General features: G+C 64.5%; 18 protein-coding genes and 2 pseudogenes. 6 read left to right on the forward strand and 14 right to left on the reverse strand.

The annotated features are described in order from the left end of the window. The 3 genes and pseudogenes from G3N97_RS23855 to G3N97_RS23865 all read right to left on the reverse strand — a co-directional run. Nucleotides 1–650 (reverse strand): annotated as a pseudogene (locus tag G3N97_RS23855) (peptide synthetase); the annotation flags it as partial. Between the two features lie 59 nt (nucleotides 651–709). Beyond that, nucleotides 710–1492: an alpha/beta fold hydrolase gene (locus G3N97_RS23860; RefSeq protein ID WP_205995412.1), complete on the reverse strand. Its 783-nt coding sequence runs from the start codon at nucleotides 1490–1492 to the stop codon at nucleotides 710–712. Nucleotide 1493: 1 nt separating this feature from the next. After that, entirely contained in the window at nucleotides 1494–1712 is a 219-nt protein-coding gene (locus G3N97_RS23865; RefSeq protein ID WP_205995413.1) for an MbtH family NRPS accessory protein, read from the reverse strand. Between the two features lie 24 nt (nucleotides 1713–1736). Between G3N97_RS23865 and G3N97_RS40010 the strand changes: the two genes are divergently transcribed. The 3 genes from G3N97_RS40010 (at nucleotide 1737) to G3N97_RS23875 (ending at nucleotide 3923) form a co-directional block, all read left to right on the forward strand. Further along, complete coding sequence (locus G3N97_RS40010; RefSeq protein ID WP_277397763.1) at nucleotides 1737–1862, forward strand: hypothetical protein; 126 nt, start codon at nucleotides 1737–1739, stop codon at nucleotides 1860–1862. A gap of 590 nt (nucleotides 1863–2452) precedes the next feature. After that, nucleotides 2453–3106: a nitroreductase gene (locus G3N97_RS23870; RefSeq protein WP_205995414.1), complete on the forward strand. Its 654-nt coding sequence runs from the start codon at nucleotides 2453–2455 to the stop codon at nucleotides 3104–3106. Nucleotides 3107–3188: 82 nt separating this feature from the next. After that, on the forward strand, nucleotides 3189–3923 hold the full coding sequence (locus G3N97_RS23875; RefSeq protein ID WP_205995415.1) for a hypothetical protein: 735 nt from the start codon (nucleotides 3189–3191) through the stop codon (nucleotides 3921–3923). A 27-nt stretch (nucleotides 3924–3950) separates the two neighbouring features. On the opposite strand, the gene G3N97_RS23880 is transcribed toward G3N97_RS23875, so the two are convergent. From G3N97_RS23880 to G3N97_RS23895, 4 genes are all read right to left on the reverse strand, one after another. After that, the gene (locus G3N97_RS23880; protein ID WP_205995416.1) at nucleotides 3951–4982 is read right to left on the reverse strand and encodes a porin; all 1032 of its coding nucleotides are present in this window, start codon (nucleotides 4980–4982) and stop codon (nucleotides 3951–3953) included. 165 nt (nucleotides 4983–5147) lie between these two features. Continuing rightward, nucleotides 5148–6506: a C4-dicarboxylate transporter DctA gene (gene dctA / locus G3N97_RS23885; RefSeq protein WP_205995417.1), complete on the reverse strand. Its 1359-nt coding sequence runs from the start codon at nucleotides 6504–6506 to the stop codon at nucleotides 5148–5150. Between the two features lie 68 nt (nucleotides 6507–6574). Beyond that, the gene (locus tag G3N97_RS23890) at nucleotides 6575–7507 is read right to left on the reverse strand and encodes a hypothetical protein (RefSeq protein ID WP_241030796.1); all 933 of its coding nucleotides are present in this window, start codon (nucleotides 7505–7507) and stop codon (nucleotides 6575–6577) included. Nucleotides 7508–7516: 9 nt separating this feature from the next. Next, complete coding sequence (locus G3N97_RS23895; protein WP_205995418.1) at nucleotides 7517–8368, reverse strand: amidohydrolase family protein; 852 nt, start codon at nucleotides 8366–8368, stop codon at nucleotides 7517–7519. Between the two features lie 143 nt (nucleotides 8369–8511). Between G3N97_RS23895 and G3N97_RS23900 the strand changes: the two genes are divergently transcribed. Next, nucleotides 8512–9750 (forward strand): LysR family transcriptional regulator, encoded by a 1239-nt coding sequence (locus G3N97_RS23900; RefSeq protein WP_205995419.1) that lies wholly within the window; start codon nucleotides 8512–8514, stop codon nucleotides 9748–9750. A 69-nt stretch (nucleotides 9751–9819) separates the two neighbouring features. Here the strand turns inward: G3N97_RS23900 and G3N97_RS23905 are convergent, their stop codons facing one another. The 3 genes from G3N97_RS23905 to nirB are packed head-to-tail and all read right to left on the reverse strand — an operon-like array spanning nucleotide 9820 to nucleotide 17100. Beyond that, complete coding sequence (locus tag G3N97_RS23905; protein ID WP_205995420.1) at nucleotides 9820–14061, reverse strand: bifunctional nitrate reductase/sulfite reductase flavoprotein subunit alpha; 4242 nt, start codon at nucleotides 14059–14061, stop codon at nucleotides 9820–9822. Between the two features lie 57 nt (nucleotides 14062–14118). Further along, nucleotides 14119–14469, reverse strand: coding sequence for a nitrite reductase small subunit NirD (gene nirD, locus G3N97_RS23910; RefSeq protein ID WP_065059039.1), 351 nt, complete (start codon nucleotides 14467–14469; stop codon nucleotides 14119–14121). Between the two features lie 39 nt (nucleotides 14470–14508). Further along, nucleotides 14509–17100: a nitrite reductase large subunit NirB gene (gene nirB / locus G3N97_RS23915; protein WP_205995425.1), complete on the reverse strand. Its 2592-nt coding sequence runs from the start codon at nucleotides 17098–17100 to the stop codon at nucleotides 14509–14511. Between the two features lie 663 nt (nucleotides 17101–17763). Between nirB and cobA the strand changes: the two genes are divergently transcribed. Further along, on the forward strand, nucleotides 17764–18543 hold the full coding sequence (cobA, locus tag G3N97_RS23920; protein WP_205995426.1) for a uroporphyrinogen-III C-methyltransferase: 780 nt from the start codon (nucleotides 17764–17766) through the stop codon (nucleotides 18541–18543). A 10-nt stretch (nucleotides 18544–18553) separates the two neighbouring features. Here cobA and G3N97_RS23925 read toward each other — a convergent pair whose 3' ends face one another. The 4 genes from G3N97_RS23925 to G3N97_RS23940 all read right to left on the reverse strand — a co-directional run bounded on the left by G3N97_RS23925 (nucleotide 18554) and on the right by G3N97_RS23940 (nucleotide 20884). After that, on the reverse strand, nucleotides 18554–18838 hold the full coding sequence (locus G3N97_RS23925) for a cupin domain-containing protein (protein WP_205995421.1): 285 nt from the start codon (nucleotides 18836–18838) through the stop codon (nucleotides 18554–18556). Nucleotides 18839–19030: 192 nt separating this feature from the next. Beyond that, nucleotides 19031–19822 (reverse strand): glycosyltransferase family 2 protein, encoded by a 792-nt coding sequence (locus G3N97_RS23930; protein ID WP_205995422.1) that lies wholly within the window; start codon nucleotides 19820–19822, stop codon nucleotides 19031–19033. Between the two features lie 34 nt (nucleotides 19823–19856). Then, nucleotides 19857–20582, reverse strand: a complete 726-nt coding sequence (gene fabG, locus G3N97_RS23935) for a 3-oxoacyl-ACP reductase FabG (RefSeq protein WP_205995423.1) — start codon at nucleotides 20580–20582, stop codon at nucleotides 19857–19859. Between the two features lie 41 nt (nucleotides 20583–20623). Next, complete coding sequence (locus G3N97_RS23940) at nucleotides 20624–20884, reverse strand: phosphopantetheine-binding protein (protein ID WP_065059035.1); 261 nt, start codon at nucleotides 20882–20884, stop codon at nucleotides 20624–20626. A 497-nt stretch (nucleotides 20885–21381) separates the two neighbouring features. Here G3N97_RS23940 and G3N97_RS23945 point away from each other — a divergent pair. Next, a pseudogene (locus G3N97_RS23945) lies at nucleotides 21382–21569 on the forward strand (hypothetical protein); the annotation flags it as partial.

Genomic DNA, 21569 nt, shown 5'->3' on the forward strand with positions numbered 1-21569 from the left:
AGCGCCGGACGTGCGTCGTCGGGCAGACCGTCGAAGCGTCCGCCTGCCGCTGCGCGTCCGAGCGCATGGCCGCGCGACGGCGCGAGCGCCCAGCGCTGGATCGCGATGAAGCGCAGACCTTCCTCCAGATAATCGTTGCGCATCAGGCGCGCAAACGTTTCACTCCAGAAGCGCGTTTCGCTCTCGAAGAGTTGTGCGAGGCGTTGCGTCACGAAGTCGTCGCGCTCGTCGCCCGCGGCCTGATCGCCGAGATACGAAAACGCATAGGCTTCGAGAAACGGCGTGAGTTGCGCGCCGAGCGTGCGCACGTCGTCGCGATAGAAGTCGGTGAAACGCGCCCAGTCGGCGGCGTCGGCGCTGCGCGGCGCGCGCGTGACGTCGAGCTCATAGATCGACAGCAGCGTGCGATTCGAGGCCAGCGACGGCAGGCGGCTCACGTTATCGCTGCGCACGGGCTTCATGAACTTGAGAAACTCGAAATCCTCGGGGCGCAACGGGCGACGATGGAAATCGTCGTCGAGCACGAGTTCGTCGACCGTGGCGCTGCGAAACGCCTGCGCGGCCGCGAATTGCTTGATCAGCGCGACATAGGCTTCGCTTTGCCCGGCGAAATCGCCGAAATCGAATAGAGCGGGATAACGCTGCGTCATGAAGAAAGCTCCTTGTGCCGGCGTGGCGGCGAAATCGGATCGAATCAAATCGAATCAAATCAATAGGGATAAACCGGCTCGTCCGCGCGCGTCGCGAACGCCAGCGCGTGCAGCGCCGCGGCGATTTCGCGGATCACCTGCTCGCGCGCCGTCTCGACAAAAAAGTGCCCGCCCTCCAACATGCGCTGATGAAATCCTCCCGTGGTTTCGTGACGCCACGCTGACAGGTTTTCATTTCTTTCGGATACCGAATCATCTGTTCCGCCGAAACTCCAGATCGGGCAGCCCAGTCGTATCGAACGCTCGCGCGCGCGCCGCGCCTGGTTCGCACACAGATGGAAATCGGCGCGCAAGGCGGGCAAGGCGAGATCGAGAAACTCCGCGTCGGCGAGCAGTTCGTCGGGCGTGCCGCCGAGCCGTCGCAGCTCCGCCACCATCTCCGCCGTGCTGCAGGCGAGCCAGTGCGACGGGTTTTCGTCGTCGAGTTCGCGCTCGCGCGGCGCCACGCAGGCGGATGCACCGAACCACAACGGCTCGCGCCCGTGACGCTCGCGGATCGCGTGCGCCAGTTCCAGCGCGACCAGTGCGCCCATGCTGTGACCGAAGAATGCGAACGGCCGCGTCGGCAAGGGATCGAGGTTCGCGAGCAGCGCGTCGATCAGCGCGGGCCAGTCGGCGAGCGCGGGTGTCGAGCGCAGGCGGCCGTGGCCCGGCAGATCGAGCGCCACGCAGTCGATGCGCGGCCCGAGCCACTCGCCCCAGCCGCGATACGTCGCGGCATTGCCACCCGCATAAGGCAGGCAGTACAGCGTGAGCGCCGCGTCGGCGTGCCGCGCCGACATGTCAGGCTTGCGCGCCTTGCGCGGCCATCGCCTCGCGCAAGCTCAGCGGACGCATATCGGTCCACACGGTCTCGATGTGCGCGAGACATTCGTCGCGCGTGCCGCTCTTGCCCTCCGCGCGCCAGCCCTCGGGCACGGGCTTGTACGCCGGCCAGATCGAATATTGCTCTTCGTGGTTCAGCACGACATGGAAAACGGTGTTCTCGTCGCCCCAGCTCATTGCAGCCCTCCTTGGTTCGAAGCGATGAATCGCTATGTGGATCTGGATGTTGAAGCGGATATCGATGCGGATCTCGATTTCGATGCTGACGTCTATGCAACGCGCATCGTTGCGCTCGCATTCATTAACAAATGCAAACGTAAACGCTAATCATTCCTATTCATACCGCAAACAGTAGATGTCGAGGTTCAGTGTGTCAACCTGACTGGGAGAGAGGTAGCCGCGCCGAGTCCGCAGCGCGCGCGCATTTTTCCTTGAAGTCAAAGGCTTGAAGGAGCGACGGCGAATTTGTAATTGATTGTTTGAAAGCCAATTTAAAACTCATTGCCGAAGGGGCTTTATGGAAAGTGTCATGCCGAGGCGTTACCCTCCGCGCGCACGACGTCCGAACCCGGCAATGTGCAAAACGCTTCAAACAGACGGTGAGCGCATCGAGCCAATCGAGAGGCAAGACTTACCGTCAATTCAATCTGCAATCCGAACTAATTGCCGGATTTTCATATGCGCGATTCTTCGCGCATAACTCGCGGCGAATAAGCGTCGCCTGCGTGCGCGTTATCGAATGCGCGCGCCCTCCTCTCCCAATTCGCTGAAAAGCCCGCCGATACGCCGTTTCGTGCCCCGCTCCCGAGCCGGTTTCAGTCACTCGCACGAAAATCTGAATGCGAATCATTTGTAATTGCGACAAAAATTGCGCATCATAGGCGGCGTCCAGACTCTTCAGTCAACCTTTCATATTCATGACAACATCAACGCTTGCGCCTTCGCGCCCCGCTGCTGAGACTGCGAACAACCTCGCGAACGACCCGACGAACGTCCGCGCCAATGCAGCGCTCGACGTGCTGCTCTCGCGACGCTCGCACTGGCCGCTGGCCGAACCCGGTCCGCGCGACGCCGAGCTGGATCTGATCTTCGAAGCCGCCATGCGCGCGCCCGATCATGGCAAGTTGCGGCCATGGCGCTTCGTCGTCGTGCGCGGCGAAGCACGCGGCGCACTGGGCGACGTGCTCGTCGATATCGCGGCTTCACGCACGCCGGATTCGCCGCGCGAAGCGCACGCGCATCGTCGGCAAAAGGCCTTTGCCGCGCCGCTCGTGATCGCGCTCGCAGCCGCGATCTCGCACGACGAAGGCATCCCCGAAGTCGAACAGGTGCTCGCGCTCGGCGCGGCGGCAATGAACATGCTCAACGCGATTCATGCGCTCGGCTATGGCGGATTCTGGGCGACCGGCGCGGACAGCTACGACGCACGCATCCACGACGCGCTCGGCTTCGCGGAAAACGAGCAAGTGCTCGGATTTCTGTTCGTCGGCACGCCGCCCGCATCGGCCGCCGACAAACCGCGACCGCCAGCCGCGGACTATGTGCGCGAGTGGTTCGGCGCCGCGAAATAAGCGCTGCATCGCGCCATTCACGAAGACAGGCGCGCCCGCAAACAAGCAGCCAGCGCCGCGATTTCAACGACAAGGAGGCAGCGTGCAAGACACGACGCATGCGGGAGCCGCGCGCGGTTTTCACTCGTCACACCCTATCTATGCGACACCCGGCATCGAGTTCATTCCGCACCGTTCGGGCCTGCACACGCGCAAGGAACACGCCCTGCCACGCAGCGGCGAACTGATGATCTGGCGACTCGCCGCAAGCTGGGATTATCTGAATCGCGAAGAAGCGGCGCTGTGGCTGTCGCGCGAGGAAACGGCACGGATGCGCCATCATCGCAACCCCGCCTTTGCGCGGCGCTATGCGATCGCGCGCGTTTCGTTGCGCCGCATTCTCGGCGATGCGCTCGACAAGTCGCCCGAAACCATTGCCCTCTCCGACGATGCGCACGGCCAGCCGGTCCTCGACGAATCGGGCTGCCCTTCGCCGCTTTCGCTGCGCATCGCCTTCGCGGGCATCTGGATCACGCTCGCCATGAGCGCCGACGCGTTCGGTCTCGAAACCTTGTTGCCGGATACTGCTCGCCCGGACGCCGATATCAGTCTCGCGAGCGCGCGCGCCGCGTGCGCATCGCAATTGCTTGCACAGCCAGTCGATTATGTCGAAGCGTTGTGTGCGCATCGCGTCGGCGCGATGTCGCTGATGCGCGACGACGCGAACGCCATCCGCGTGATCGATCTGCCGATGCCCGGCAATATCAGCGCCGCCATCGCCACGCCGATTTCGACATCGACGCTGCACGCGTTTGGCTGGTTGAGCCGGAGCTTTTGAGCGGGCGTATCGGCGAGATCCGTGCGGCTAGAACAGCACGTCCAGACCCACGGTCACGGCCGTCTGGCTCGACGCGCCGGCGGGGTTGAGCGTGCTGACGACCGCGTGCCGGTACGACGTGTAGTCGACTTCGCTATAGAGCGTCGTGCGCTTGGAAAGCAGGTACGCGAGCGACAGGATCGCGAGACCACGGCGCCCCGCCTTGTCGGTCGACACGGTGGTCTGGTAATAGCCGCCGCCGAGAATCAGGTAGGGCTGAATATCCCACGAGAAGCCGCCGAACGCATTGTTTGTCACCTGGTGCGCAGTGGCCGGATTCTGCAGATCCTCCGACATAAAACCGCCCGAGAGTTTCACCGTACCGATGCGGTAGGCGGCGCCCGCCATGTAATAACTGTCGCCGATATAAGCCGTGCCGGTGAGAATGTTGCGATGTCCGTACACGCCGCCAACACTCGCCGGTCCCATGCTGTAACTCACGCCGACCGAGCGCGTTGCGCCGCTGCTGAAATTGCCCGCCACGCCGCCAAACGAATTATCCACCTCGAACAGCAAGGGTCCGAAGTCGTTCTTGTATTTGACGGAGTTGTTGTTGCGCGTGCCGTCCGACGCCTGAGTGAGCGGCAGAATCGGCGTGTAATGAAAACCGAACGGATCGTAAATGCTGATGATGTCGTGCGCGATCGTGTACTGCCGCCCGAAGTCGAGCGAGCCGTATTTGCGATTGCCGATGCCGACAAACGACTGGCGGTTGAATAACGTGTTGGTGGTGTTGTCCAGTTGCCCGTTGCCGAGATTGAAGCCGCTTTCCAGACGAAAGTGCGCATTCCATCCGTCGCCCAGGTCTTCCTTTCCAAGAAAGCCCAGTTTATTCGAACTGTAGTAGCCGTTCGAATTCATGGTTACCACCGTGCCGCCGCCTTTGACCGCGTTGGTCTGGTAACGGACGCCGCCGTCCGCCGTGCCGTAGATCTGAATGCTGCTTTGCGACCACGCCGGCGCGGTGCCGGCTGCGAGTGACAGTCCAACGCCAATGCTTCTCCACGCGAGTGCTTTCATGCCATGTCTCCGTTTATGTATTTTATTTTTATCGTGCGAAGGAAACGACAACCTCCGAACGATATGTATGACTAACTAAATGAATAAAACTCCTTGATATGCGTTTGCTTCTTCGCACCGGCGGAACCGCTCCATCGGTGCCGCCGGTGCCGCAATTCCGTGCGACTAGTTACCGGCGTGACCGCTATGGGTCTGATTGAGACGCGCCGACGCCACCGGCGCGGGTTTGAATCCCGACTTCAATTCCCGGCGCAGCGCCACGCGGTCCAGCGCCTTTTCCCAGTTCGCCACCACGATGGTCGCCACCGTATTGCCGACGATATTGGTGAACACAAAGCCGCTCGACAGCGCCTTGTGGATGCCGAGTATCAACGCGATGGATTCGACCGGAATGGTGTTCGACGCAGCGAGCGTGGCGGCCAGCACGGCGATCGCCGCGCCGGACACACCCGCCGCGCCCTTTGACGTCAGCAGCAGAACGGCGAGCAGGACCAGTTGATCGTGCCAGGTCATCGGCGTGTTGGTGGCCTGCGCGAGAAACACCGCCGCTGCGGCGAAGTAGAGACAGGTTCCGTCGTGATTGAACGTATAGGCAGTCGGCAAAACGAGACCAACCACCGACTTCTCGCAACCCAGCCGTTCGAGTTTGTCGATCAATTGCGGAAACACGGTCTCCGACGAACTCGTACCGATCACGAGCAGCAATTCCGCGCCGATGTAACGCATCAGACGTAGCAGACTGAAGCCATTGACCTTCGCGATCGGCCAGAGAATCAACAGAATGAACAGCGCACACGTCAGATAAAACTCGAGCAGCAATTTGCCGAGTGACATGAGCGTACCGAAACCGAATTTGCTGACCGTAAAGGCAATCGCGCCGAACGCGGCAAGCGGCGCGATCTTCATCGTCAGACCGATGATCCAGAACAGCGCGCCAGAGACGGACTCGATCAGATTCAATGCCGGTTGCGCGCGCTCGCCGATTGCTGCGAGCCCAAACGCGAACAACACCGAAAAGAACAGCACCTGCAGCACGTCGCCGCCCGCGAAGGCGCTGATCGCCGTGTGCGGAATGACGTTGAGCAGAAACTCGCTCGTCGTCACGACATGATGCGCCTTCGCGACATAGCTATCGACCGCAGCCGAATGCATGCCATGAAGATCGACATTCATGCCGACACCGGGCTTGAGCAGATTGACGACGACGAGACCCAGCACGAGCGCCAGCGACGTCACGACTTCAAAATAAACGAGCGCCTTGATGGCGACCCGCCCCACTTTCTTGAAGTCGTTGACGCCCGCGATCCCGCTGCATACGGTGCAGAAAATGATGGGCCCGATCAGCATCTGGATAATGCGAATGAACGCATCGCCGAGCGGCTGGAGATTGATGCCGAACCTCGGGAAGAAATAGCCCGTGGCGGTACCCAAGGCCATGCCGGCCAGCACCTGGAGCGACAAGTCGCGATAGAACGGACGGCGACCTCTCGGTGGCGAAGCGGTGCCTTTGCCTGGCAGAGCCATGATATCTCCTTGTAAAACAGCGGCGAATTCAGATTCGCTCGAACGCGGGTCACGCGAAAGACGGCGCTTCAGCGTCCGGCTTCGCCCAGAATACGCAGACTATCCGCGAAGATTTCGTCGACGCTCAGCTTGCGCGGTAATAACTTCTGCTGCTCGCAATACTGGATCGTCTCTTCGAGCGGCCCGCGCAGCGCGTCATAACCGAACAGCAGTTTGTCAGGTGTTCCTGCATTCTGCGCGGCGACCGAGTCCTTGCCGCGCTTGAGCAATTCGTACACCGCACGCACGGCCAGAGGATGCGTCTTCGCAAGATCTTCCGTCACGACGACCACGTGATTGATCGGCACGTAACCATGTCGTGCATACCACTCACGATCGGCGGCGGCGGCGTTGTCGATCAGCGGCGTGAAGTCCGGATCGTCGGGCAGATCGTTGCCGAGAATCGCGGCGTCGATTTCGCCCGAACGCAACATCGATAAAAGCTGTTTGCCCGGCTCGGCATGGCTGACGAACGGCGGTTCGGTGTACTCCTCCAGATGGCCACGATCGAGCGTCACCCAATCAATCTGTTCGAGCGGCACGCCATAGGTTTCGCCGAGGATCGCCCGCACCCACATGCCGGTGGTTTGCGAGTACGCACGCACGCCAATGCGCTTGCCCGCCAACGCATCGAGTGCGGGCCTGGGACGCGCGGTGCTGCAAATAATGCAGCCCTGCTGGAAACGCGCGGCCACCACGGCAGGCAACAGGATCAGCGGCTTGCCATACGCCTTCGCCTGCAGATACGTGACGATCGCCAGCTCGCTGACGTCGAATGCCTGACGACGCGCCATCGGCGCGAACGCGTTGTGAATGGGCTCGATTTCGTCGAATACGAGTTCGACAGACGGGTCAGTCAGATCGCCGGCTTTGAGCGCGCGCGTGTGCGCATAGGACTTCAGCGCGGCCTTCAATCGCAAAGGTTGGGATGGGCTGTTCACGTTCAGGATTTCACTTTGCATGGTGCGGGCTCAGGCAGCAAGCGACGGATACACCGCACGCGCCGTACCGCTGAAAATCGCCTGTTGCGCGTCGGTCGGCAACATGGAAAGGCTCTCGCGCGCTTCCGTCAGCAATTGCGACAGCGCGCCTTCGGCCGCGGGGAAATTCGATCCCCACGCAATCCGCTTTGCGCCAAACGCATCGAGCACGCGCGGGAAAAACTGCGCCGGCGTCGAGTCGCCTTGCGCGGCGGCGGCGATCGTGCGATTGGTCAGCTTCAGATAGACGCCCTGATGCGACGCGAGGCTGAACAGCGGCGCCGCTGCTTCATAAGGCGGCCCGCCGGCGAGTTCAGGGCGCGCCAGATGGTCGAGCAGCACGCGGATATCCGGAAAGCGCGCGAGCATGTTCAGCAGCGCGGGAATGCCCTGAGCCGTCATCTGCAGGCAGATCGACACGCCATGGCGCTGCGCATAGTCCCAGACCGGAAACGAACGCTCGTCATCGAGCCAGCCCGCCTGGCCCGGCATCGTGCTGCCGGTCGTGAACAGGCGCAGCCCCGCGAGACCGGCGTCGAGCCAGCGCTGCATTTGCGTGACGGCATCGCTTGCCAGCACATCGATCGAGAACACGCCGGCAAAGCGATCCGGATGTGCGCGCACCGCATCCACGACATAACTATTGTCGTTTCCGTAGACGGTCGACGCCTGCACGACCACGGCGCGGTCGATGCCCGCCTCGTCCATCGATGCGAGCAGACCTTCGTAATCGACCGGTCGTTTGGCGGACCATTCCGATTGATGCCCGCCCACCGGCGCGAGCGGATAACGTTGCGTATCAGGCGAAATTGCGTGCGTATGCGTGTCGATCACGACGGACATGAAGGTGCTCCTGGCTGAAAATGCCCTGCTGAATTGAACGTTACTGTAAGTGAGATGCCACGCCAGGACTCAATACGAAGTGAGCCGCAGGCCATCAATTTCCGTTAAGCTAAGGGTTTTCTCCTGGTCTTTTCGGAGGCTCGATGCAGGTCGATGGACACACGTCGCCAGGCGATGATCTGGCGCGATTACGGCGTCTCTTTCTCTTCGACGCCGTGTGCGAAGCGGGCGGAATCGGCCAGGCCGCCATACACGCCGGGCGCACGCAGCCGGCCGTGAGCATGGCGATCAACAAACTCGAAGCGAGTTTCGACTGCCAGCTATTCGAGCGGGGATTCGGCGGCAGTGAGTTGACGGGAGACGGGATCATCGTGCAGCGGCGCGTGCGGCGCATGCTCGATCAGATGGAGCGCGCGGTTGTTGTCCTGACCGGTCAACCGGCGGCAAACGCGGCCAAGATTTGCCGGCGCTTGACCGACGCGCAGGTACGCTGCCACGTGGCGATGGCCGAAGGCGGGTCCGCCGCCGAGGCGGCGCTATCGCTGGGGATCTCGCAGCCCGCGGTGCATCGGGCGGCACGGCAGCTTGAGCAGAATGTCGGCGTGTCGCTTTACCGGCGTCGCGTGCATAACGTGTCGGCGAACCCCGCCGGCGTCGAGTTCGCGCGCTGCTTGAGCCTTGCGCTCTATGAAATCACCCAGGCGGTCGATGAACTCGCCTACGCGCGCGGGCAACTGACCGGCAAGGTGTCGATCGGCGTGCTGCCCTTGCTGCCGCCGCGCCTCGTCGCGCGCGCCATTCAACGGCTGCGTCAGCGCTATCCCGCGTCGCGAGTCACCGTCGAGGAAGGGTCTCATGCGCATCTGCTCCGTGAGTTGCGCAGTGGCGGCATCGATTTCCTCGTCGGCGGATTGCGAGAGCCGCGTCTCACGGGCCTCGTCCACGAAACGGAATTGTTTGCCGATCCCTACGTCGTGGCCGTGCGCAAGGGGCACGCGCTGGCAAGGCGTAAATCCGTGGTCCTCGCGGATCTGGCGGACCATGACTGGGTCATGCCGCAACACAATGTGCCGCGCCGCGCGGTGATCGATTCGATATTCGCGCGCTTGCCGGTCAAACCGCCCTTGGTCGTGGAAACCAGTTCGCTCGCGATGATGCTGGCAATGCTCATGGAAAGCGATTGCTTGACCTTGCTGTCGCGCGCGCAGATTCGCGATGCGTATCCGGGGCGCGAACTGGTCGCGCTGAATCTGGAATTGCCCGGTGCGAGCCGCGCGGTTGGATACACAGTGCGAACCGACTGGCTCGGCACCGCGTTCCAGCAGACTTTTCTCGAACTGCTGCGCGAGGAGAGTGCGATGGAGTCGCAAACCGGGACGTGACGCTGAACGAGCGTGCGGACGCACACTGCGCAACTCAGTGGATACGCCCTGCAGTAACGTGTGCCGCTTTCAATACACGTCCCGCACATAACGCTTCTCGCGCGCCATCTGCCCAACATATTCACTGGCGGCCTCATCGCTCATGCCGCCATGCTGCGCGACCACCGACTTCAGCGCGGCATCCACGTCTTTCGCCATACGGCTCGCGTCGCCGCAGACATACAGATGCGCGCCCTCTTCCAGCCACGCCCACATCTGCGCGCCCTGCTCGCGCATGCGGTCCTGCACGTAGATCTTGTCCTGCTGGTCGCGCGAGAACGCGAGATCGAGGCGATTGAGCAGACCGTCGTCGTGCATCTGCTCCAGTTCTTCGCGATAGTAGAAGTCGGTGGCCGCGTGCTGCTCGCCGAAGAACAGCCAGTTGCGGCCCGAGTCTCCGCGCGCGCGCCGTTCGTGCAGGAAGGCGCGGAACGGCGCGACGCCCGTGCCGGGGCCGACCATGATCATCGGCGTATCGCCGTGGCGCGGCGGGCGGAAGTGCGTGCTCTTCTGCACGAACACCGGCACGCTGCCTTCGGCCACGCGATCGGCGAGGAAGGTGGACGCCACGCCCTTGCGCTCGCGTCGGCCATTGTTGTAGCGCACGGCCGAAACAGTCAGATGCACTTCGCCCGCGTGCGCCTTCGGGCTCGACGAGATCGAATAGAGACGCGGCTGCAAACGCTTGAGCATGCCGATCAGTTCCGGCGCCGAGAGTTCGACCGGATATTCGTGCAACACGTCCGCGAGCTGCTGGCCCCAGAGCCACTGCTTGAGGTCGCCCTTGCGCTCCTCGCCGAGCATCGCCGCGAGTCCCGTGTCCTTCGCGCGCGCGGCGACGAAGGCCAGCGCATCGGGACCGGGACGCGCGATTTCGTAGTGCGTGGCGAGCGCATCGGCGAGACGCATCGCGCCCGCGCCCGGCACGTCCACCGAGGCATCGCCGTGCAGATGCGTGAGATCGAGCAGTTCGTCGACGAGTGCCGGGCAGTTGATCGGCCACACGCCGAGCGCGTCGCCCGCTTCGTATTCGAGGCCCGCTTCGGCGGTCGCGAGCGAGAAATAACGCGTGTCTTTCGACGCACCCTTCATGTTCAGCCGCACATTGCCGATCAAACGTGACGCGGCGGGCCGCGCCTTCGTCGGCGCGCTGCCGGGCAGCGCCTCGGGAATCGCGCCGCCCGCGGGCACCGCGTGCAACGCCGCGTCCTCTTCCTTGATGCGCTGGACCACGCGTTCGAGCCACGCGTCGGCAGTCTCCTGATACTCGCTGTCGCAATCCACGCGCGCCATCAGACGTTGCGCGCCGAGCGCATCCAGACGTGCATCGAGATTGCGGCCGTGACCGCAAAACTGATCGTAATTGCGGTCGCCGAGCGCGAGCACCGCATAACGCAGCGACGCGAGGCGCGGCGCGCTATCGGCCTTCAGCGCCTTCAGCGCCGACCAGAACGACTCGCCGTTGTCGGGCGCGTCGCCGTCGCCGAAGGTGCTGGTCATCAGCAACACGTACTGCGCTTTCTCCAGCGTCTCCGGCGCGTAATCGGCCATACAGGTCGCGCGGATCTCGAAGCCCGACTCCATCAGTTGCATCGCGTAGCGCTCGACCAGCGATTCGACATTGCCGGTCTGCGAGGCCCAGAGCAGCGTCACTTTCGGACGCGCATGCGCAATGCGCACGGCCGTGCTCTTGTCGCCTTGCAGCGCGTGCAGGCCGCTCTCCGCGTGCGCAGTGTGTGCCGATTCCAGCGCGGCCGGCGCGCCGCCGCTGAACAAACCCGCGAGCGTGCCGTCGACCCACGCACGCGTGGCGGGCGCGAACGGTGCATGCGCGGGCAAGGATGGCACGCCCTCGCCGCGCGCTTGCGACGCACGCAAGCCGCCGACGAAACCCGCCAGCCAGAGCCGCTCCGTTTCGTTCAGCGTCGGCGCGGCCAGCTCGCCGAGGCCAAACAGATTCGCAAACGCGTCGAGGCGCGCGCCGTCGTGAGTCACTTCGCGGGACATGGTGCTTTCCTGGAGCAGTGGAGCGGCGGCGCGCTCGGGAGTCGGTTCGGCGTCGGGTGCAGCGGTGCCGGGCGCGGGCGCCGGTTCGGCTTCGACACGCGTAAGTGCGACCGCGCAAAACTTGAGTTCGGGCTGCTGGGAAATCGCGTCGATGGCATCGTTGGTGACGGCGTTCACGCACAGTTCGTCGCCGAACACGTCGTTCCAGTGCATCGGCGCGAAACAGTTGCCGGGCATCACGCGATCGGTGACGACGGCGGGCAGCACGACGCGGCCGCGCCGCGAACGCACTTCCACGCGATCCTTCGCCGCGATGCCGAGCGCGCTCGCATCCTCGGGATGAATCTCGACGAACGGCGCCGGATTGAGCTTGTTGAGCATGGCCACCTTGCCGGTCTTGGTCATGGTGTGCCACTGGTGCTGCAATCGCCCCGTATTGAAGACGATGGGAAAAGTGCCGTCGGGCAGTTCGGCGGGCGCGACGTGCGGGCGCGCGAAGAACACGCCCTTGCCATGCGGCGTGGCGAACGCGAGACGCGGACGCGTGCCGTCGGCGTTTTCACGCAAGGTCTGGCTCACGCCGTCGTTCAGATAACGCAGCGGATTGCGCTCGTTTTGCGCGCCTTGCGCATCGGCGGGCGCGCACGGCCATTGCAGCGGCGTCTCGCGCAGCTTCGCGTGGCTCGCGCCGCGCAGATCGTAGCCGGTCTTCGGATTCGAGAACCGCACGATTTCCTCGAAAACCTCCGCCGCGCTCGCGTAGCTGAATGCGTCTGCGTAACCCATCGCGCAGGCCACGCGCGCGATCAGTTCCCAGTCGGGCAGCGCCTCGCCCGGCGGCTCGACGGCTTGCTGCATGAGCGTCATGTTGCGCTCGGAATTGATCATCACGCCTTCGGCCTCGGCCCAGAGCGCGCCGGGCAGCAGCACGTCGGCGTAGGCGTTGGTTTCGGTGTCGAGAAAGGCGTCCTGCGCGATCACGAGGTCGGCGGCGCGCAAACCGGCCACCACGGTCTTGCGGTTCGCCACCGAAGCCACCGGATTCGTGCAGATGATCCAGCACGCCTTGATCTCGCCCGCGGCCATGCGATCGAACATGTCGATGGTGCCGCCGCCGAGCTTCGTCGTGAGCGTGCCGCGCGGCAGCGACCAGGCGTCCTCGACGAAGCCGCGATCTTCCTCGGAAAGCACCGAGCGCTGACCCGGCAGGCCCGGACCCATATAGCCCATCTCGCGCCCGCCCATCGCGTTCGGCTGGCCCGTGAGCGAAAACGGCCCGCTGCCCGGACGGCAGATTTTGCCCGTCGCCAGATGCAGATTGCAGATCGCGTTGGTGCTCCACGTGCCGTGCGTGCTCTGGTTCAGGCCCATGGTCCAGCAGGTCATGAACTCGGGCGCGTCGCCGATCATCTGCGCGGCGCGGCGAATGTCGTCGGCGGCGATGCCGGTGATTTGCGCGACTTTGTCGGGCGTGTAATCGGCGAGAAACGCGGGCATCTCGTCCCAGCCCTGCGTGTACTGCGCGATGAAATCGCTATCCGTCTGGCCGTTTTCGTGCAGCAGATGCAGCAGCCCGTTGAGCAGCGCGAGGTCGGTGCCCGCCTTGATCTGCAGGAACAGCGAGGCTTTATCGGCGGTCGCGTTGCGGCGCGGATCGACGACGATCAGCTTCGCGCCCGCCTTCACGCGGTCCATCATGCGCAGGAACAGGATCGGATGGCAGTCCGCCATGTTCGCGCCGATCACGAAGAACAGATCGGCCTTGTCGAAGTCCTGATACGAACCGGGCGGGCCGTCCGCGCCAAGCGAGAGCTTGTAGCCGCTGCCCGCGCTCGCCATGCACAGCCGCGAATTCGACTCGATGTTGTTGGTGCCGACATAGCCCTTCGCGAGCTTGTTGACGAGATACTGCGCCTCGATCGACATCTGGCCCGAGACGTAGAACGAGAGCGCATCGGGGCCGTGCGCGTCGAGCGTCGCGCGCAGCCGCCTGGCCGTGTCGGCGATGGCCTGCGCGATCGGCAGCGGCACGGGGTCCGCATCGCGTGCGTGACGCACGAACGCGCGTTCGAGACGCCCCGAATTGCGCAGCGCCACGTGCGCCGACGAACCCTTCGTGCAGAGCCGCCCGAAGTTGGTCGGATGCTCGGCGTCGCCGGCGATTTTCGTGACCGCGCCATCCTCGACCTGCAGGATCATGCCGCAGCCCACACCGCAGTAGGGGCACACGGTCTTGACGGATTTCGCGGACTTCGGGCTGCTCATGCGCGTTCGGATCGGCGTGATGAAATGGAGAAGCGAATCAGGAAAACAGCTTGAAAATCAGGCTGAAATCCACACCTGGCCGTTTTCCACGCGCGTGGCGAACGCGTTCACCGAGCTGCCCGGCACTTCGAGGCACTCGCCGGTTTCCAGATCGAAGTGATGCTTGTAGATCGGCGACGCCACCACGATGCGCTCGCCCAGGCTGCCGACGAGACCGCGCGAGAGCACGGCCGCGTTCGAGTTCGGATCGTAGTTGCCGATCGCGAACACGCGCGCCGCGCCGTCGTCGATATGGAACACGGCGACCTGCTCGCCGTTCACGAGCGCGCACACGCCGGTATTCGGCACGATGTCGTCGAGCTGGCAGATCGACACCCAGGTTTCGTCTTGCTGAAGAATGGCATTCATTTCGGATTCCTCGTTATCTGTTGATCGAAAACCGCCACGTCACATCGTTTCGGCGACGACCGGAATCGCCGCCAGCCCTTCGTACGGCGCACGCACCGGCATGCCCTTGCGTTCTTCGAGCGTGGCCGGACGGATCTGTCCGCGTTCTTCGACGAAAGTCACGTTCGCATCGCCCGCATCGCTGTTGACGAAGTGACGGAAGCGGCGGCGCGTGGCCGGATCGGTCACGGCGACCTTCCATTCGTCTTCGTAGGTGTCGACCACGAGCTGCATCTCCGCTTCGAGTTCGGCGGCGAGACCGAGCTTGTCGTTCACGACCACGTCGATCAGATAATCGAGGCCGCCTTCGAGGTTGTCGCGCCACACGCTCGTGCGTTGCAGGCGGTCGGCCGTGCGCACGTAGAACATCAGGAAGCGGTCGATGTAGCGGATCAGCGTGTCGCGGTCGAGGTCGGCGGCGAGCAGTTCGGCGTGGCGCGGCTTCATGCCGCCGTTACCGCACACATACAGATTCCAGCCCTTTTCCGTGGCGATCACGCCCACGTCCTTGCCCTGCGCTTCCGCGCACTCGCGCGTGCAGCCCGAGACGCCGAACTTGATCTTGTGCGGCGCGCGCAGGCCTTTGTAGCGGTTCTCCAGGCCAATCGCGAGACCGACCGAATCGCCCACGCCGTAACGGCACCACGTCGAGCCGACGCACGACTTCACGGTGCGCAGCGACTTGCCGTAGGCATGGCCCGATTCGAAACCCGCTTCGATCAGTTCTTCCCAGATAAGCGGCAATTGCTCGACACGCGCACCGAACAGGTCCACGCGCTGGCCACCCGTGATCTTCGTATAGAGGCCGTACTTCTTCGCCACCATGCCCACGGCGATCAGCCCTTCGGGCGTGACCTCGCCGCCCGGCATACGCGGCACGACCGAATAGGTTCCGTCGCGCTGGATGTTGGCGAGGTAGTAGTCGTTCGAATCCTGCAGGCTCGCGTGCTCCTTCTTGAGCACGAATTCGTTCCAGCACGAGGCGAGAATGCCGGCAACCGCGGGCTTGCAGACATCGCAACCGAGACCGTGACCGTGCTTCGCGAGCAACTCGCCGAAGGTCTTGATCTGCTCGACGCGCACGATGTGATACAGCTCCTGGCGCGAATACGGGAAGTGCTCGCAGAGATGATTGTTGACGCTGAGACCCTGACGCTTCATCTCCGACTTCATGATCTGCGTGACGAGCGGCACGCAGCCGCCGCACGATGCGCCCGCGCAGGTCGTGGCCTTCATCGCGCCGATGCTGGTCGCGCCGTCGCGCACGGCCGCGCAGATCTGCGCCTTCGAGACGTTGTTGCACGAACAGATCTGCGCGCCGTCGGGCAGCGCTTCCACGCCGAGCGCGGGCTTGGCGCTGCCGTCGGCTTGCGGCAGGATCAGGAATTCGGGCGCTTCCGGCAGCGCGATGCCGTTGAGCATCATTTGCAGCAGCGTGCCGTATTCGCTCGCGTCGCCGACCATCACCGCGCCGAGCAGCTTCGTGCCGCATTCGGACACCACGAGTTTCTTGTAGACCTGGCGGCGTTCGTCGGCGAAACGATAGGCGCGGCTGCCCGGCGTCTTGCCATGCGCGTCGCCGATGCTCGCCACATCCACGCCCATCAGCTTGAGCTTGGTGCTCATGTCCGCGCCCGCGAAGCACGTCGCCGCCGCTTCACCCGTCGCTTCACCCGCCAGCGTCTTCGCCACGTTGCGCGCCATGTCGTAACCGGGCGCAACGAGGCCGAAAATCTGACCTTGCCACAGCGCGCATTCGCCGATCGCGTAGATATGCGGATCGCTCGTGCGGCACTCATTGTCGATGGCGATGCCGCCGCGCGGACCCACGTCGAGCCCGCAGGCGCGCGCGATTTCGTCGCGCGGACGAATGCCTGCCGAGAACACGATCATGTCGGTGTCGAGGTGCGTGCCGTCGGCGAACACCATGCGATTCGCGGCGCTTTCGCCGTCGACGATGGCCGTGGTGTTCTTCTGCGTGTGCACCGTCACGCCGAGTTCTTCGATCTTCGCGCGCAGCACGCGGCCGCCGTCGTCGTCGACCTGCACGGCCATCAGGCGCGGCGCGAATTCCACCACATGCGTCTGCAGGCCGAGATCGCGCAGCGCCTTCGCGCATTCGAGACCGAGCAGGCCGCCGCCGACCACCACGCCCGTGGTCGCGCTCGCGCCGCGCGCCTGCATCGCTTCGAGATCGTCGATCGTGCGATAGACGAAGCAATCCGCCCGATCGTTGCCGTCGATCGGCGGCACGAACGGCACCGAGCCGGTGGCGATCACGAGCTTGTCGTACGCGAGCGTTTCGCCGTTCGACACGCTCACGGTGCGCGCTTCGCGATCGATCGACACGGCTTTCGCGTCAAGCACGAGACGCACGCGCTCGCGCACGTCGTCGCGTTCGAAGAAGCCCGGCGCGACGAGCGAGAGATCGTCGGCGCTCTTGCCCGCGAAAAATTCGGAGAGATGCACGCGGTCATAAGCCGGACGCGACTCTTCGCAGAGCACCGTGACGCGCACGTTCGCGCTTTCGGCGAGCACGCTCTCGAGAAATTTATGGCCCACCATGCCGTGGCCAATGACGACGACGTTCAGACCGTTCACTGCGAGCGTAGTTTGCGTCATGCTTGTGCACCAAATAAAAAGGCGTCCCGCGAAGCCAGCTTGCAATAAGCCAGACTCGGGGGACGCCGTTGCCCTGAATTCAATCGATTTGCACTGCTCTGCTGCTGCGCAGCCGGATCGCCGTTGATCCTGTTCGATGATCGTTATGCAAGCGCTGTGCCAATTCGTGCGCGCGGCGTGAAAGCCCCGTGCAGCGGGCTTTTCGCGGGATCGCTCGCGCGCGGCGCACCGCAACGGCCTGACGCGTCGTGATGCAGCGGAGCACAGATTTGGTGCCGTGCAGCACAGTCGCTGTGCGCTGCCGTCGTGCATGCGAGGGTGTTGCTCCGCCGCTTTCGATAACGGCGAACCCGGTTTCGGGCGCGTGCAATGCGCTCAAATAAGCATCGACGAGACATGCGGGCGCATCGCCCCTCGCGCTGGTCTGGAACTTGCGTGATCAGCGCGTGCGGGTCGATACGAACGGCAACGATGCCGGTCGCGTCGCGCGATGCAGGCACACGACGCATCGCCCTCGCAGGATGGGCAGAACTCAGGACAACGGCGTCCCCTCGTCATCGACGACGAGCGGACGCCGTTTTTTATTGGGCAATCGAAATGATCGACATGACGAACCGGAACGCCATCGACGCGATGGGCAAGGTCACTTTATTGAGCGCGGGTCCGGGCGACCTCGACCTGCTGACGTTGAAGGCGGCGAAAGTGCTCGCGAGCGCGGACGTCGTGCTGATCGACGACCTCGTGAATCCCGAGATCGCCACGCTCGCTCCGCAGGCGCGCGTCATCAAGGTCGGCAAGCGCGGCGGTTGCCGCTCGACGCCGCAAGCGTTTATCGAGCGCCTGATGCAGCGTTACGCGAAAAAAGGCGCGCATGTCGTGCGCGTGAAAGGCGGCGACGCGCTGCTGTTCGGCCGCGCGGGCGAGGAACTCGCGGCGCTCGATCGCGCGGGGATTGCGGTGGAGATCGTGAACGGGATTTCGTCGGCGTTCGCGGCGGCGGCGGGACTCGGCGTCTCGCTCACGCATCGCGATCATTGCCAGGGCGTGATCTTCGTGACGGCGCATCTGCGCGATCACAGCGAGCCCGACTGGCGCGCGCTCGCGGCCACCGGCATGACGCTCGCGATCTACATGGGCATGAGCCGCATCGAGGGCTTGTGCGCGACGCTCGCGCAGGCGCTCTCGCCCACCACGCCCGCCGCCGTCGTGCAGTGGGCGGGCAGCGCAAATGAGCGCCGTGTGACGGGCGCGCTCGGCACGATTGCGGCGCTCGCGCGCGACGTCGGGCTCGGCAGTCCGGCGATCATTCTGGTCGGCGAGGCGATTGGCGAGGCGCTGGCTTTCGCGCCGCGTGAAGCGAATGTTGAAGCGCTGAATGCAGCGGCGACGCTGCCGCAATTGCGCCGCGCGTGAGCGGCGACGTCTACTTGATCTCGACTTCGACGAACACCACGTCGCGCGGCGACGCATTGACGACGTTGTGCTCCACGCCCTGCAAGCCCGCGTAGCTCTGCCCCGCGACGAGCGGTTTCTCGCGCGGACCGTCGCGGGTTTCGATCAGCAGCACGCCATCGGTTTGCGGCACGACGATGTAATCGTGACCGTGCACGTGCCAGCCGGTTTCGGCGCCGGGCGCGAAGCGCCATTCGGTGACGATGGCGCGCGCGTTCGAAACCTGCACGGTGGGGACGGCTTGAGGACGGCTCATGGGGTGCTCCTGATGTTGTTATCGGACGACGATCGAATGATCTCGTGCGCCGATTCTCAGGCAAGCGGCCCTTCACGGAAAGTGACAGTGCGTGCGCGCGGACCAGCACAGTTGCGCGCGCATGAAACGCACGACCAACGCACGATCAACGCACAACCGTCGCGGTTCAATTAGTCAGCATGCCGAACGAAATCAGCGCCCGCCGCTCACCACGCGCTTCGCCACCAGCCCCGGCAGACGCAAGCCAAATCCGGCCACGAGCCGCAGATGCATCCACGACAGCAGCAGATTGTCGCGCGCATAGTTGAAGTGCGAGACGCCGCCTTCGTCGGCCTTGAAATAGCGCACCGGCGCTTCGATCTGGATCGGCCGCACGCCCGCCCAGCACAGCCGCACGGCGGCTTCGGGATCGAAGTCGAAACGGCGCATCCACGGCAGGCGCGTCATGATCGTGCGCAGCGGCGTGATCGGATAGACGCGGAATCCATACAGCGAATCGCCGATGCCCGCCCACAGCGTTTCCACGTCGGCGAGCAGATTCGACACGCGGCGGCCCTGCACGCGCAGCTGCGGCGCGCTCGCGTCGAACTTCGGGCGACCGAGCACCATCGCCTCGGGATTCGCCTGCGAGGCGGCCATGAAGCGCGGGATCAGGTCGGCGGGATGCTGCCCGTCGGAGTCCATCGTGAGCGCGTGCGTGAAGCCCTGGGCCGCGGCGGCCTCGATGCCCGCGAGCACCGCGCCGCCCTTGCCGCGATTGGCGGGCAGCACGATCACGCGCAGGCCCTCGTCCTGCGCGGCCATCGCCTGCAGACGTTCGGCGCTGCCGTCAGTGCTGCCGTCGACGACCACCCACACGGGGTTCCAGTGCGCACGCGCGGCGCGCACCGTCTCATCGACCTTCATGCCGGGGTTGTAGCTCGGAATCAGGACGAGATGCGTCGCGCTGGCGCGCGGCGGGGTGGAAGTAACGTCGGCTTGCATGGAACGGGAACGGAATGGTTGGGACGGCGCCGGATCAGGCGAGGCCGCCGTTGATCGACAGCACCTGGCCGGTCACGTAGGCGGCGGCGTCGGAGACCAGATAGGCGACCATCGCCGCCACCTCCTCCGGCTTGCCGGCGCGCTGCGCGGGCACGATCTGCTTGAGGCGCTCGGCGGGAAACGCGCGCTCGGCCATCGGCGACTCGATCACGCCCGGCGCGATCGCATTCACGGTGATGCCGCGCGACGCCACTTCGAGCGACAGCGCCTTGGTCGCGCCGATCAGCCCGGCCTTGGCCGCCGAATAGTTGACCTGGCCGCGATTGCCCATCACGCCCGCGAGCGACGCGACGTTCACGATGCGCCCGCGGCGCGTGCGGATCATCGGCAGCAGAAGCGGCTGCGTGACGTTGAAGAAACCGTTGAGCGACACGTCGATCACGCTGCGCCACTGCTGGCGCGACATGCCGGCCATCGGCGCGTCGGCGGTGATGCCCGCGTTGTTGACGAGGATCTGCACCGGGCCGCCGTTGGCGTCGTCGATCAGCGGGGCGAGCGCGGCTTCGGTGGCGTCGGCGTCGGTGACGTCGAACGCGATCGCGCGCGCCTGACCGCCCGCCGCGACGATGCGCTGCGCCACGGCCTCGGCCTGCGCGAGCTGACGGTTCGCGTGCACCCAGACTTCATGCCCCGCCGCGGCCAGGGCGTCGCAGATCGCCTGGCCGATCACTCCGCTGCCGCCGGTCACGAGTGCGCGCATCGGCTCTCTCCTGTCGTTCGTCGGTCGCGTGGCGCGTGCGATCAGCGCACGCGATGCGCGTCGACGTAGGCGGCCAGCGCGCCGAGCGTCGCGAAGATCTTTTCATTGTCCGGGTTGTCCGAGCGCAGCTCGAAACCGTACTTCTTCGAGATCAGCAGCGCGATTTCGAGGATGTCGATGGAGTCGAGCCCGAAGCCCTCGCCATAGAGCGGGGTTTCGGCCGTGACGTCGTCGAGCGAGACGTCTTCGAGATTCAGTTCGCCGACGATGAGCGCGGCCAGTTCATGTTCGAGAGCGTTCATAGGCGTGCGTGTCGTGTCGCGGTCGTACCGCGGTTGCGTCCCATCGGGGGCCGCGCCGGACGGGACATCGCCCGCGCCGCCGCTTGCCGCGCAGGCGCGTTCACCCCGCTCTGCCTGCCCGATTTAGGGATCGTTTGGTAAAAGTTACGCGGATTCTAGACGATGGGTATCGGGGCGTATACGGTGTCGCCCGCCGAAAGGTTACAGACGTTCCGAACCGTCTCGCCCGCAATTTTGGGACACGACCGCCGCAGACGCTTGCACGGCATCGGGCGCGCCCCGTTCGGAGCGGGGTCGCGGCTTGCACAGAGGCATACAAACGGTTACAAACCTGCCGGTGCCTTGTCGGACGGCGCTGCACCGCCACCCTAAAATACGGCTGCCGCCCGCTTTCAGGCTTTTTGCGGCCCCTTTTTGTCATATCCATGCCGGCTGTCGACATGGAAAATAGCGCCGCCGAAGCCGCCGCCCACTACCATTTGAAGATAAGGAACCCGATGTCACGCCGCACCGCCGCGCCAGCCGCGCCCTCGCCGGACCGTCGTCCGGACAGCGCCCGCTCCCCGAGGGAAGCGGCGCTGGGCGTCGTGCGCGCGGGTCTGGCTGTGGCGGGCGTGATCGCGTACCAGTTGCTCGCGCATCGGGCGGTGGCCACGCCCGGCGAGGAAGGTCTCGGTCTCGCGAT

The sequence above is a fragment of the Paraburkholderia sp. Ac-20347 genome, from assembly GCF_017104805.1.
Classification (GTDB): Bacteria; Pseudomonadota; Gammaproteobacteria; order Burkholderiales; family Burkholderiaceae; genus Paraburkholderia; species Paraburkholderia tropica.

Bases quoted from the DNA above. Each gene is read 5' to 3' on its own strand.
- G3N97_RS23860 (WP_205995412.1), bottom strand. From the start codon at position 1,492: ATGTCGGCGCGGCACGCCGACGCGGCGCTCACGCTGTACTGCCTGCCT.
- G3N97_RS23865 (WP_205995413.1), bottom strand. From the start codon at position 1,712: ATGAGCTGGGGCGACGAGAACACCGTTTTCCATGTCGTGCTGAACCAC.
- G3N97_RS40010 (WP_277397763.1), top strand. From the start codon at position 1,737: ATGAATCGCTATGTGGATCTGGATGTTGAAGCGGATATCGATGCGGAT.
- G3N97_RS23870 (WP_205995414.1), top strand. From the start codon at position 2,453: ATGACAACATCAACGCTTGCGCCTTCGCGCCCCGCTGCTGAGACTGCG.
- G3N97_RS23880 (WP_205995416.1), bottom strand. From the start codon at position 4,982: ATGAAAGCACTCGCGTGGAGAAGCATTGGCGTTGGACTGTCACTCGCA.
- dctA (WP_205995417.1), bottom strand. From the start codon at position 6,506: ATGGCTCTGCCAGGCAAAGGCACCGCTTCGCCACCGAGAGGTCGCCGT.
- G3N97_RS23890 (WP_241030796.1), bottom strand. From the start codon at position 7,507: ATGCAAAGTGAAATCCTGAACGTGAACAGCCCATCCCAACCTTTGCGA.
- G3N97_RS23895 (WP_205995418.1), bottom strand. From the start codon at position 8,368: ATGTCCGTCGTGATCGACACGCATACGCACGCAATTTCGCCTGATACG.
- G3N97_RS23900 (WP_205995419.1), top strand. From the start codon at position 8,512: ATGCAGGTCGATGGACACACGTCGCCAGGCGATGATCTGGCGCGATTA.
- G3N97_RS23905 (WP_205995420.1), bottom strand. From the start codon at position 14,061: ATGAGCAGCCCGAAGTCCGCGAAATCCGTCAAGACCGTGTGCCCCTAC.
- nirD (WP_065059039.1), bottom strand. From the start codon at position 14,469: ATGAATGCCATTCTTCAGCAAGACGAAACCTGGGTGTCGATCTGCCAG.
- cobA (WP_205995426.1), top strand. From the start codon at position 17,764: ATGGGCAAGGTCACTTTATTGAGCGCGGGTCCGGGCGACCTCGACCTG.
- G3N97_RS23925 (WP_205995421.1), bottom strand. From the start codon at position 18,838: ATGAGCCGTCCTCAAGCCGTCCCCACCGTGCAGGTTTCGAACGCGCGC.
- G3N97_RS23930 (WP_205995422.1), bottom strand. From the start codon at position 19,822: ATGCAAGCCGACGTTACTTCCACCCCGCCGCGCGCCAGCGCGACGCAT.
- fabG (WP_205995423.1), bottom strand. From the start codon at position 20,582: ATGCGCGCACTCGTGACCGGCGGCAGCGGAGTGATCGGCCAGGCGATC.
- G3N97_RS23940 (WP_065059035.1), bottom strand. From the start codon at position 20,884: ATGAACGCTCTCGAACATGAACTGGCCGCGCTCATCGTCGGCGAACTG.